The sequence below is a fragment of the Phaeodactylibacter sp. genome (assembly GCF_022763345.1).
Lineage (GTDB): Bacteria > Bacteroidota > Bacteroidia > Chitinophagales > Saprospiraceae > Phaeodactylibacter.
On sequence record NZ_JALEGS010000037.1, the window covers coordinates 109,384 to 122,084 of the forward strand.

The 12,701-nt window shown below is 51.7% G+C and carries 10 protein-coding genes; 2 read left to right on the plus strand and 8 right to left on the minus strand.

What is annotated here, in order from left to right; all coding sequences use genetic code 11:
• Positions 1-79: 79 nt before the first annotated feature.
• From MRY86_RS10355 to purD, 5 genes are all read right to left on the minus strand, one after another.
• Complete coding sequence (locus MRY86_RS10355) at positions 80-1,450, minus strand: peptidylprolyl isomerase (protein ID WP_293565981.1); 1,371 nt, start codon at positions 1,448-1,450, stop codon at positions 80-82.
• A gap of 2 nt (positions 1,451-1,452) precedes the next feature.
• A complete protein-coding gene (locus MRY86_RS10360) occupies positions 1,453-2,307 on the minus strand; it encodes a hypothetical protein (RefSeq protein ID WP_293565980.1) in 855 nt (284 codons plus the stop codon).
• Between the two features lie 80 nt (positions 2,308-2,387).
• The gene (locus MRY86_RS10365) at positions 2,388-4,376 is read right to left on the minus strand and encodes a peptidylprolyl isomerase (protein WP_293565979.1); all 1,989 of its coding nucleotides are present in this window, start codon (positions 4,374-4,376) and stop codon (positions 2,388-2,390) included.
• Between the two features lie 145 nt (positions 4,377-4,521).
• Positions 4,522-6,009, minus strand: a complete 1,488-nt coding sequence (alr, locus tag MRY86_RS10370) for an alanine racemase (protein WP_293565978.1) — start codon at positions 6,007-6,009, stop codon at positions 4,522-4,524.
• Positions 6,010-6,024: 15 nt separating this feature from the next.
• Positions 6,025-7,293, minus strand: a complete 1,269-nt coding sequence (purD, locus tag MRY86_RS10375; protein WP_293565977.1) for a phosphoribosylamine--glycine ligase — start codon at positions 7,291-7,293, stop codon at positions 6,025-6,027.
• Between the two features lie 227 nt (positions 7,294-7,520).
• Between purD and MRY86_RS10380 the strand changes: the two genes are divergently transcribed.
• Positions 7,521-9,548 carry a carboxypeptidase-like regulatory domain-containing protein gene (locus MRY86_RS10380; protein ID WP_293571417.1) on the plus strand — a complete coding sequence of 676 codons (2,028 nt, stop codon included), beginning with the start codon at positions 7,521-7,523 and terminating at the stop codon, positions 9,546-9,548.
• Here MRY86_RS10380 and MRY86_RS10385 read toward each other — a convergent pair.
• The 3 genes from MRY86_RS10385 to MRY86_RS10395 are packed head-to-tail and all read right to left on the minus strand — an operon-like array spanning position 9,541 to position 12,030.
• Positions 9,541-10,185 (minus strand): DUF4230 domain-containing protein, encoded by a 645-nt coding sequence (locus MRY86_RS10385; protein WP_293563658.1) that lies wholly within the window; start codon positions 10,183-10,185, stop codon positions 9,541-9,543. The two genes, MRY86_RS10380 and MRY86_RS10385, sit on opposite strands and share 8 nt — an antisense overlap.
• A 5-nt stretch (positions 10,186-10,190) precedes the next feature.
• Positions 10,191-11,054 (minus strand): DUF3108 domain-containing protein, encoded by an 864-nt coding sequence (locus MRY86_RS10390; RefSeq protein WP_293563656.1) that lies wholly within the window; start codon positions 11,052-11,054, stop codon positions 10,191-10,193.
• Positions 10,972-12,030, minus strand: a complete 1,059-nt coding sequence (locus tag MRY86_RS10395; RefSeq protein WP_293563654.1) for a lysylphosphatidylglycerol synthase transmembrane domain-containing protein — start codon at positions 12,028-12,030, stop codon at positions 10,972-10,974. Before MRY86_RS10395 ends, MRY86_RS10390 begins: the two co-directional genes overlap by 83 nt.
• Positions 12,031-12,133: 103 nt before the next feature.
• Between MRY86_RS10395 and ruvC the strand changes: the two genes are divergently transcribed.
• On the plus strand, positions 12,134-12,697 hold the full coding sequence (gene ruvC, locus MRY86_RS10400) for a crossover junction endodeoxyribonuclease RuvC (protein ID WP_044229913.1): 564 nt from the start codon (positions 12,134-12,136) through the stop codon (positions 12,695-12,697).
• Positions 12,698-12,701: the final 4 nt, after the last annotated feature.

Consider the following 12,701-nt stretch of genomic DNA (forward strand, 5'->3'; position numbering starts at 1 on the left):
TTTGCATGTTCAGTTACTGCAATCTAACGAACAGTAATACAGAAAGTTTTGCCCGGGAAGGGGTTCCCCGGGCAAAATTTTAGGGCCTCGCCGTCTTATCGACCGTCCATTTCCTCAACACCAGACAGCCATTAAACATGGGATCAATATCGATATAGGTGGCCCCTACTTTGTCCGATACCCAGTCGCTGATAAATTCGCTTTTCTTAGCCTCAATAGCAGCCATCTGAATCTTGGAATAATCTTTTCTCAGGTCCGCTTTGTGCGGACTGGACCGGGACTGCAATTGCACCACCCGAAAATAGCGCTCCCCGGTCGGGTCACGGAACATAAATGGGGCGGAGATCTCCCCCACATCCATTGTATCTACAGTAAAGTAAATATCGGGGTCCAGGTCACCAATTTCGAAGAAGGTATTACCAGTCGCCGGGTTCACCATCCGCCCATCGTTATTATAGCTCTGTTGGTCTTCATTCCCAAACCGCTTAACAGCCATAGAGAAGCTCATGGAGTCGTCCATCACCAAGTGGCGGACACTGTCCAGTCGGTTTCTGGCCAGTTCCAGGTCAGCCTCCGTAATATCTGGCTTGATCAGGATGTGGCGTACCCGGATAGAATTACCACGGCGCTCCAGCATTTGAATGATATGAAAACCAAATTCAGATTCAATCACCGGAGATATTTCGTCCTTTTCCAGACGGAAAGCGGCAGCTTCGAATTCCGGCACATAGCGGCCCCGCTTTGCCCAACCCAGGTCGCCCCCGGCGCGGGCAGAGCCATCGTCAGAGTACTTTCCGGCCAGTTCGGCAAAGCTCTCGCCACCGTCCACAATCCGCTCGCGCAGCTCTTCCAACAGGCTGACCGCCCGCTCCCGCTCTTCCTTATTCACCTTGGGCTTGTACACGATCTCACCGATCTCCACTTCAGCATTGAAATAAGGAAGGCTATCCTGCGGGATGGAGTTGAAAAAGGTCTTCACTTCAGAGGGCGTGACCGTCACACTTGCCATAATATTTCCACGCATACGATCCACGAGCAGCTGATTTTTCAAGTCTTCCCTGAACTGTGCTTTTACTTCGTTAATCGATTGCCCGTAGTATTCCTCAAACTGGCTTACATCGTTGTTCATAAAGCCAAGAATCCGCTCAATCCGGGCATCCAGCTGTACTTCCACCTCTTCGTCGGTTACCATGATACTATCGAGCTTAGATTGGTTGAGCAACAGCTTATTGGCCATAATCTGGTCCATAATGCTACAGCGGATGTCATCCGGCAGATTGGACTGCTGTGAAGCCATTAGTGCACGTTGTTCCTCTACTTCAGAGAGCAAAACCAGCTCCCCGCCAACGGTGGCAACGACTTTGTCAATCACCTCACGTTGTGCCCAGCCGCTCGTTCCGATGAACAAGACGCACAGCGCACTAATCCAATATTTCATTGCTGTATCCATAATCAGTAATATGTCTTGATGTTGTTGCGCCGAAGCTCCCGTTGATACATGGCTTCGATCTTATCTTCCAGTAATTTCTCTTTTCGGTTGCGCAGGATGACTTTCCGGGCCTGCCCTTTTATGTACGAAAGCGGTGCGATATCTTTCCGGTTCTTCACCTCAAATACCTTAAAATAGTATTGGTACTCATCGTCTCGCTGACTAAAGTCCTGCTTGGCGCTAATGTTGTCCACCGTCACCGTGCCCTTGGGCATCTCCCGGGCAATATCCTCTACCTTATACCACATGCTGTCGTTGAGGAGGTAGGCTTCTGCATTTCGGGAACAGTAATCGACGAGCGGCTTCAGGTCTTCCCGTTTATTGTTCCACAACTGCCGAAGCTCGTTCGCTTCCGGCACTGGCATGGGCACCTTCACAAAGTAACAACGGACAATGGGGGTTTCGAGTTGATACTGCTGCTTGTTGCGCTCATAAAATTCAGCCAACTGCTCATCGGTCACCGTACTGTCGAGCAGTTCCTGGACCAGGATTTTTTCATAGTTGTGCCGGATTAGTGAAGCCCGGTAGTCCCGTACCAGCTTATCGATATTCAGATCGCCGGGGATATTCTGCTCAGCTTCATGCAGCAACAGCGCTTCCCGCATCCAGCGGTTAGCAAACATCTGAATGATGACGGTGCTGTCTTTGCCAGAAGTACCGTCCGGGAACATGCCCTCCATGTCCGAGATGTAAAGGGCTTTGTTGTGGACCTTCGCCAACAATTGATCTTCGGCAGCAGCTTTCCCATCCTCTCCGGTACAAGACGACAGGCCAATCAACACCCCCAGCAACAGTACGGAAAACCTTATCCTTCTCATAGTCGGTCTTTTGGATAATAAAACGGCGAAAGCCGGACGGCGAAGGGCCTGCCCGGCTTTCGCACTTTGCAGCATACCTTCTATTCCTTTATGAGCTTTTTGAATACTTTGCGGTTGATATCCACCTCGTAGGTTTCCCGCAGTTCTTCCACCCACTGCTCTTCCAGGTAGTCCTGATAATCTGCTACCACGTAACCGCGTGCTTCATCAAGCGTTTTCATCCGAGGCTCCAGCAGTTTTTCAATTTTTACAATCTTGAACTTTTGCGCCTGCGGATTAGGCTCTGACTGCGACATTGCTCCCTTCTTCCACTCCATGCTTTTGAAATCCGGGTACAACGTTTTGTCCAGATCCTTGGACTCATGCGTGATTAGGGGAAAAGTCGCATCAGGGTCATTGTATTTTTCAAGCACGGCTTCCGGTTCGTTGTCTGCAATAAAAGCACGCACTTCCTCCATCTGATCTTTCAGCTCGTTAGAAACCCGGTAAATACTTGTTTCTGCCCGGTTGCCGTAACGGTACTTACCTTTCACTTTTTCATAGAACTTTTCGAGGCCCACTGTGTCCTGAGAAGCCTTGTCCCAAACCAGGCGCTTGGTCGCCTCAAATAACAGTATACCTTCTTCGTACTCCCGCATCAGTGCTTTGAAGTCCGGGTATTTAGCCTCCAGCTGCTTCTCTTCGTACCGCATAGCACTCTCGTCTAGGTACTTATCGTAAAGCGACTGCACGGCTGATGCAACGTCTTTGCCACGCCCCATCCGAATGCGCTCGCGGGATGCCCGCTCCAGATAATCAGCAAAGTCTCCCTCTGTCACTTTGAACTCAGGACCGTACTGAAACAGCACTGCCTCAGAAGGCGTCTCCGGCGCGCGCCAGCGGAAAGTCAGGAACGTATCAGTCAGCGAAGCAGTGAATTGATTTAGTGCATCGGGAAATTCCTTCAAGCCAGCTTCCTCTTTGATCTGCACCACCATAGCGGCTTTGGCCTGTTCAAACCGATTGTCCTTTTTAATCTCGTTCTCTAAACGACCCCGCTCGATGTTATAGGGTTGTATGCCCCGGCGGGAAATCAGTTTTAGGATGTGCCAGCCTACACTGGTTTTAACGGGTTTGCTGTACTTTCCTTCCTCTTTAAGGCCAAAAGCAGCCTCTTCAAAGTCTTTGGAGAAACTGTTGATCCCAAAGAACCCGATGTACCCCCCTTTTGAGGCGGTGCGGGAATCTTCAGAGATAGCTTTCGCCATAGCGTCAAAATCAGCCCCTGCTTCCAGCGCCTGATATGCGCTGTCAATACGGGCCTTGACCGCTTTCTCATCACCCGCTTCTTCTACCCGCAATAAAATGTGGGCAGCTTCCACTTCTCCACGGGCAGGGCGGCGGTCATGTACCAGCAGAGCATGGAAACCGGCATCTGTACGAATCGGGCCACTCAACTCGCCCACCGGCACTTCGTAAGCAGCTTTCTCCAGCTCGTAAAACCCATTTGGGAACAGGACCGTGACGTAGCCAATCCGGCCACCATTATTCTTGGCCGACTGATCGTCAGAAACCGAACGGGCAACGATTTCAAAGTCTTCCCCTTCTTCAATCCGCTTCATCGCCCGCTCCAGCTTGCCTTTTGCAGCAGCCACTTCCTCCGCTGTCGCCTCCGGCTTTACCGCTACAAGAATATGACTAATGTCTACGTCTTGCTTAGAACGCTCGTAAGCATCTTTAATCAGCTTCTCCGTAACCTCCTTGTCAATGAGGTAGGAATCGGCCAGCTGCCGGCGATAACCATTGAGCTCATTCATCAGCTCGGGGATAGTATCCAGCTGCATTTCGCGAGCTTTAGCCACCTTCAGCTTGAACTTGACGTACAGGTCCAGGTACTCTTCCAGAGAGGATTCCGAGAAGTCTGCATTCTTGCCATTGGTTTTGGAATAGATGTATACAAACTCAGACTGATGCACAGGCTTGCCATCAACGGTAAACAAAACAGGGTCGTCCTGTCCAAAGCTAAGCCCGGGTAGCAATACTACTGCCACCATCAGCATCCAAAAGCGCTTAATCATTAGGTTGAGCATGAATGATCGTTTTTGTTTAATATTTCTCAATTTAGGGGAGACCGCCGCAAAATTAGCAAAATACCGCACCCTAAAAAATATTGCTGTATTCCTTATCTGTTCGATATCGTATGGTATTCCATATTTTTGACCTTTCCACCCTGCACTAAACAGTTTCCCGGTAGATTCTCCGTACGCGCGGCCCCACGTTGGTAAAAACTTCATAGGGAATCGTCCCCAGCCGTTCAGCTGTCACTTCCACTGTGGGCTCAGCGCCAAAAATAGTAGCCAGGCTGCCTGCTTCCACGTCAGGAATATGCGTCACATCGACCATGCACATATCCATGCACACATTGCCTGCGATCGGTGCCAACTGCCCGTTGATCAGCACCTTATGCCGCCCACGGCTGAGCGCCCTTGGCACCCCGTCCGCATAGCCAATTCCCAAAGTAGCGACTTTACTGCCCACCGGCAGTTGCCCTGCCCGGCTGTACCCTACCGTTTCGCCGGCCTGCAAGGTACGGACCTGGGATATGCAGGCCTGCAATTGCATCACCGTCCGCAGCTTAGTCTGGAGCACGCTAGTTTCGTCTGCACCATAAACACCGATCCCCAAACGCACCATATCCATATCGTATTGCGGAAAACGGGCGACACCTCCTGAATTGAGCAGGTGGCGGGGAGCCCGATAGCCGAGGTGGCGGTCAAGTTCGGTGCAAGCTGCCGTAAACTTCGCCATCTGCTGCTCCGTAAACCGGTCATGCTGCGGAGCGCCACTAGCGGCCAAATGGGCAAAGGCTGTTGCCACCCGGATATGGGCTTGCCTGCCAATAAATTCACCAACAGGCCGAGCTTCTTCCGGCTCGAAACCCAGGCGGTTCATGCCTGTGTTGAACTCCAAATGCACCGGCATATCAACCTGATGTTCTTCCAGCAGGCCTGCCAGCGCTTTGAGTAGCGGGAAATGATACACGACTGGCTCTAACCGCCCCTGTACAAAATGCTCAAAGGCAGCTAGTTCCGTTTTCAGGACCATAATCGGGCACTCCACACCAGCCCGGCGCAACTGAAGCCCCTCATCTGCATAAGCAACGGCCAGGTAATCTACTCCTGCCCGCTCCAATGCCCGACCCGTTTCAATCAGACCGGCCCCGTAGGCATTGGCTTTAACCATTACGGCAACTGACGTGCCTGGCGTCAATACCGAGCGGTGTACCTCCAAATTATGGTGAAGTGCGTCCAGATCTACCTGTAGGGTAGCCTGATGTAAGGGCGCTCCCATATAACCCAGCAGATCGGTGCAGGTCGGCTCATCGCCAGCGTGTACAAGGAATAAGGTATTTGCAAACTGATGCTTGCTAAAGTATTGGCGGGCGGCTACCGGGCTGTTGAGCGCCACGAAAGGGCGCCCTGCGCTTACTTCTTCTTTAAATCTCCAGCCTATAACCTGGTCCACGGTACGCTCCTGAAGCGGAGACTGCCAGTTTTCGGGCAGCGCCTCCCCGTCTGCCACCAGCACACAATGCCCGCCGTAAGCCGGGCGTTGCTGAGCATAATGCAGCAGCCCCTCCAACTGCGGTGGGCTACCAACTGGCAACCGGACGTAAGCATTCCCGTTTTCTCCTCCAATAATTTCCACTTGTACCGGCCCCATCAAACTAACTTTCTGTTACAGGTCGAATCCAATATCCGTACGGAAGTATTTGCCGTCAAATTGTACGCGGCCGGCATTTTCCAGAGATTGCTTTACGGCTTCTTTGTAATTGCCCGCCAGCGAGGTCAGGGCCAGCACGCGGCCACCGTTGGTTTTCACAACGCCATCTTCAGTTTTGGTACCCGCATGCAGGACCAGGCTGTCCTCTACCTGCTCCAACCCGGTAATGACTTTGCCTTTTTCATAGGCTTCCGGGTAACCGCCGGATACCAAGAAGACCGTGGCAGCACTTTGCGCTTCCACTTCCAGCTTTTTGTTGTCCAGTGTTCCATCGCCCAAGGCAACCAGCAATTCCACGAGGTCGCTCTTGAGGCGGGGGAAGACCACCTCTGTTTCGGGGTCGCCCATCCGGCAATTGTATTCGATGACGTAAGGGTCCTCTCCTACCTTAATCAGCCCAAGGAAAATAAAGCCCTCGTAGGGTGCTTCCAGTTCCTTTAGCCCGGTAAGGGTGGGGCTTACGATCCAGTTCTCCACTTTCTTCAGTAGCGTATCCTCCACAAAAGGGACTGGGGAGATGGCGCCCATGCCACCGGTGTTCAGGCCGGTATCGCCTTCCCCTATACGCTTGTAATCCTTCGCTATCGGCAGGATTTTATAGGATTTGCCATCGGTAAGCACAAAAACGGAAAACTCAATGCCGTCCAGAAAAGCCTCAATGACCACCCGCTCGCTCGCTTCCCCAAACTTTCCGCTGAGCATCGCTTTAAGCTCTGCTTTTGCTTCTGCCCGGTCATTGAGAATCAACACGCCCTTGCCTGCTGCCAGGCCGTCCGCTTTCAATACGATGGGCAGTTCCTGATTGTCAATATAAGCCAGCCCTTCTTCCAGCGTTTCCGGTGTAAACTCGGCATAAGCTGCGGTCGGAATGTCGCGCTGTTGCATGAATGCTTTCGCAAAAGCTTTGCTGCCTTCCAGCTTTGCCCCCAATGCGGAAGGCCCAATAACACGCACGTGCTTCAGGGTATCGTCTGCTTTGAAGTAATCGTAAATCCCCCGCACAAGTGGCTCTTCGGGGCCTACTACCAACATGCTAATTTCCTTTTCGAGCACAAAAGCACCAACTGCCTCAAAATCGTTGGGGCTGAGGGCGACGTTGGTCCCGTGTTGGGCAGTTCCCGCATTACCGGGCGCAATAAATAAAGCCTTGCAAAGTGGGCTTTGGCTCATCTTCCAGGCAAAAGCATGCTCCCGACCGCCGCTGCCCAACAAAAGAATATTCATGCGTTCTATTTTTTGCAAATATACGCTTAACAAAGTGGTCACCGACGATAAATGTCGGGATTTTAGATTTGCGACATCGGAGCAGGCCACTTTTCAGCGTTTATGCCGATATCAAGTCGGTATATACGCTTCCCAAATCGGATAACCATGCCACAGTACTTTTACTGCGTTTTTGTGCAACTAAATCGCTGGTTGGACCGTCATGCTAATGAAAAACTCCTCAACCTATGCGTTATCTGTTTATCCTTTTGCTTTTTCCTTTGCTGCTTCCGGCTCAACAGGAAGGCTATTTTGTACTGCGCGGACAAGTGCTGAATGCCAAAACCGGGTCGCCCCTGTCTCACGCCCATGTTGGCATCCCGCAGCGGGCCATTGGTACAACTAGCGGCTACGATGGAAAATTCACTCTGAAAGTGCCGGAATACTACCGTAGCTCTGAGCTACAGGTTTCCTACCTGGGCTTCAAAAACTTCCAAAGGTCAATTGCCAGCATCAATGGGCCCCTGACCATCCGCCTGCAACCAGCACCTTCTGTACTTCAGGAAATCGTGGTGATGGACGAGCAAAAAATCGAAGATATCATCCGCAAAGCCGTCCGAAACATACCAGACAACTACCCCGACTACCCTACTTCAATGACCGGTTTTTACCGGGAGTCCAAAACCAATGCAGACCAGGATTATGTCTACCTCGCAGAAGGGGTGCTGGACCTTTACAAGACCAGTTACAAAAACGATAAGGAAGGGCAGGTAGGGCTGGTTCAGGGCCGTCAAGTTACCCTTGTCCCGGAGGAAGAGCTGCGCAACAGTACCGGCTTTTCGTCCGGCCACCTCGCTGCTGACCGGTTTGACTTTGTAAAGAACCGGGAGGACTTCTTGGAGGAGGACAACTTCGGAGCTTATAAATATTGGATCTCTAGCATCACCACCCACAATGACCGCCCGGTTTACGTCATCGGGTTCGACCAGGAGGCGGGAGACAAACGGGCACGCATGAAAGGTGAGCTTTACATTGATACTTTATCTTACGCCTTCGTACGCGCGTCTTTCGAAATACTGCCCGATGCACAGCGGAAATACAATGACTATCCACTTTATACCGGCAACTGGAAAGGCAACCGTTACTTTGTCAACTACCGCGAGGTGGACGGGCGGTGGCACCTTAGTGAGGCACTCCGGGAAGGCACCTGGCGCGATGGCGGCATTTACACCAATGAGCTGATCGTCACAGAGGTCAAACCTGGCCGAGGGAAAGTCATCCCCTACATGGAACGGCTGGACAGAAACGACCGGTTCCTGAACCGGACCGGGACCTATGATGAAGACTTCTGGACCTCCTACAATACCGCCCCTATCAATGATGAACGCCTGGCCGAAACGGTACGGCAGCTCAACAATCAGGACAAGGCAACCGAGGTTTTTGATACGACATTTCTCAATACCCTGCGGCGGCAACAGGATTCCATCGCTCAGGTCCAATCTCAGAGCCAGCCGGGGCGCGACAGCTTTAACCTCAGCTATGCTCCGGGCAGCCCTCCGGTTCTTAGAGGCGCCTCTAACTGGGGCTTTCATTTCAGCTATGGAGCTGGCGTTCACTTCCTGCAAACGGAAGCTGCCGCCTATACACTGGGCTTATATACCGCCTTACCGGAAGGAACGCCTGTTCTGGAGCTGTCAGACAACCTCGAAGCGCGCGATATCGAGCCCGTTTACCAATGGGCGCTGGACATTACTTACAAAGACCGGTATTTACTGCGCTGGACCCTGGCCCGGGATCTGTGGAACAGTATTTACCGGGAAAGTGCAATCGGAGGTGGCTTCCAGTTTAACCTGACCAAGCGGTATCGCCCGGTTTACTTACGTCCGATGGCCCAGTTTAGCCGCATGTTTTATGCCAGAAAGCTGGGTGAAGCAGATAATGACTATGGCAACTTTGAGGTCGACAATAAAAACATCAAAGCCAACAAGGTGAATATGTACCTTGGAGACCGTATCTACAATTGGAAATTCAGCCTTGAAATGGCGATTGAGCTGAACCCCAGCCGGGAGCTCTTTGTGCGGGGCGACTACCGGGTGCCCTTCCGCCATTCAGAGCGGGTTTTTCTAAGAGAACGTGGCCGTGTATTCCCTAAGCGAGGAGAACTAGCCACCGATGGGCAGAAAGTCAGAGCCTGGCGGGAAGGGGTGGAAAGCATTAGCCCGATAGCCGGTACCCTGCCCACCTACGCCATTACGGTAGGCATTTTAATCAAGTAAGAAGGCTGTCGGCCGGCAGAGGCACATTAGAGTCAGGAGACTGGATAAAAAGCGACCACCCTGCCGAGCGGACGATAAAGTCCATGATGCGGATCAGCTGATTGCCCTCCAAGCGGGCTTCCTGCATGAGGTCGCTTGCCTGGGCTTTTTCCCTGAGCATCGCCTTTGCATTGGCATTTAGCCGGGTGTAATCTTCCGGGGCAAAACTATTGAAGAAGCTTTCGGATAGATTCTTATAGGCAATCGTGTGGTCAACCGAAAGAATTTCCGGCTCAGGGATATTGCTGAGCACTACCCGTTTCTGCGTACTATCCGCAGTGATTTTGATGTTTTTCAGGTCATATCCCACTAAAACCTTACCCTCCACTTGAAGAATTGCCTTTTTGGAGAAGGAAAACGTGCTCGGCATGGGCACATAGACCGTAAAGCGCCGAATATTCGTCTCGTCGTACAACTCACTGAAATGCCCCTCTACAGTGACCAGCTTGCAGACCTCCTCTACCCGATTGAGCAGTACCGTGCTGTTCTGAATGGTCGTTTCGGGCGCAGAGGAGTTACGCAATAGGCTGTAGGCCAGCCCAAAACCGGCTCCAAACACAGCCAGCAATCCTGTAAAGACCAACACTCGCTTAATCATAGATGCTATTTAACTTCGGCGCCAAGGTCATGCCGGAGGTTTTTGTAATCTTTGAGCACCGCCTTGACAGAACCTACCGATAGCGGGGATTCAATCAAAAGGGGCAGGCGGTTTTTATCATCCGTAACCCAAATGTTCATCTCCGTATCATCATCAAAGATATCGCCGGCAATGACTTCAGGGCTTACCCGGATCGTATTGAAACGACCCAGCCCCTTGACTTTGACATCCTCTTCCTTACCCGCATAAGTCATCTTCAGGGGCCAGGATTCCTTATCCATAAATATTTTGAGGGGAAGTGCATCGCCTTTCTTGTAATTGGTGATATCTACATTTCTAAGGAAGTAGACCATAGAAAGCACATCATGCATGCAGGGGTCAATATCATATTTGGCCAGTTCTGCAGTTTCCTTGGACTTGCCGCGCAAGGAGAAGGCCTTGCCCCTGTCCTGATCAAAGGTCACCCGGTCATACAGGCGGTATTTCCCTTCCTCCACGTCCCGGACAGACACCTTCGGCAACAGGGTTTCCTTATCTACGTAACTATCGTAGTAGTCGCGCACCTTAAAGAACCACTCGTAGGATTTGTAAGTTGTACCCACCGCTGAAAAATGGAACTGATCATCCAGCTCCCTAACTTTGAACTGCACCTCCCCGGCAGAGAGCCAGACGAAATTCCAGTTGTAGTAGAGCTTGTAGGTTATGGTTTCTCCATCCTTAAAGGCCTCGTTTTCGACAGAACAGGTTGCAACCTGATGGATTAAATGGCTCTGCGTTTGAGCCTGTTTATTCTGATGAGGGCTCAACGTTGCGATCAGGAAGAGGACCGGGAACGCCATAGCGTTGATTTTCAGGGGCATTTGCATCATAACCTAGCGATTTTAAGACATTTATTTTGACGATAAACATCACTCCAAGTAACGCGGGGAAGGCGAGATTTAGTATAAACAGCCCGAAAGTAGCGCCCAATATGCTAAGTTCATTGGCTGAGAAGGGCGCCCATACCAAAAGGGCAGCCTCGCCCCTGGCCAGCAGGGCAGCTACGGGCGGCAGGGGTACTGTAGCCTGAAAAAGGAAAATAGTGGCAATACCGCTGAGGGCACCAATCAGGGGCGCGGCAATGCCAAAAAACCGTACCATCAGGTAGTACTGCAGGCAATAAACACTGTAGCGGGCAAAGGCCAGCAACAACGCTTCTGCGAGTTGCAAGCGGTTGAAACGGCGGATCATCAGGATGGGCTTGAGCCACTTCCGGGGCACAGGCAGCGTCCGGAGCAAAAGGGCCAGCCAGTGCAGGTTGAAGTAGAACAGGTACGTCACTCCTATCCCGCCAAACAACACCCACCAAAAGCTGCTAATCAGTAGCCTGGGCAGCCCGCCCTGTACTTCCAGATAGTACAAAGCCCCCAGCAGCCCTCCTGTGAACAGGGCGAGCAACTGGGCTACATTGCCAGCCAGCGTAGCGATGACAGCATGCCAGTTGTGCCGGGCCGGTACCGCAAGGATTCGCCCACCGTAATCGCCAACCCGATTGGGGGTAAACAGGGACAGGGTAATGCCGGAAGCCACAGCCTTGAAGGCCTGCCAGGGTTTAATCGGCCAGAAAGGTCGTAACAGCCGTTGCCACTTCCAGCTTTCCAGCCACCAATTAACGGGCATCAGAAGGACGGCCGGCAACAGCCACCATTTGCTGCTTTCTCCAAGGCGATAGCATAACTGCTGCCAGAGGTCATTCAGCCGCTCCTGCCCGCCGATCTCCCGATAGAGGATGTACAGTAATGCCGCAACGATCAATACCTTGAACGCTGCATCCAGCCAAAAGCGATAACCGCGGTTCAGGCGCATGCAAAATCGTTTTACCTAACAAAATCGTTCAAAGTATTTGTTGCCAGTTGAAATTAACCTATATTGCGAAAGCCTGGCAGTTGCCGTAATATAAACGACTTTTTTGAAAACTGAAGATTCTTCTTACCGCTTACTGGGTGTTGACCCCGGAACTAATATCCTGGGTTACGCTATTCTCGATATCAAAGGCCGTAAAATGGCGCTTTGTGACATGGGTGTCATTTACCCGGGCAAGTTCAATACGCATCAGGAAAAGCTACAACATATTTTTGAGCGCCTGCAAAGCATAGTGGACATCTATCAGCCCCGGGAGATGGCAATCGAAGCCCCTTTTTATGCAAAGAACCCACAATCCATGCTTAAACTTGGCCGGGCTCAGGGGGTTGCAATCGCCGCCGCAATGACCAAGGGCGTAGGCATTACCGAATACTCCCCCCGGAAGATTAAACAGTCGGTCACCGGAAAAGGGAACGCGAGCAAGGAGCAGGTTGCCGCCATGCTGGGCAACATTCTTAAGTTCAATATGGATGACTATTACCTGGATGCCACTGATGCCCTCGCTACCGCTGTCTGCCATTTCTATCAATCCGGTAGTGTACTCAAGGGGAAAAAGCGCTACAGTGACTGGAGCAGCTTCCTAAAAGACAATCCCGGACGGAAAGCATAAGTGC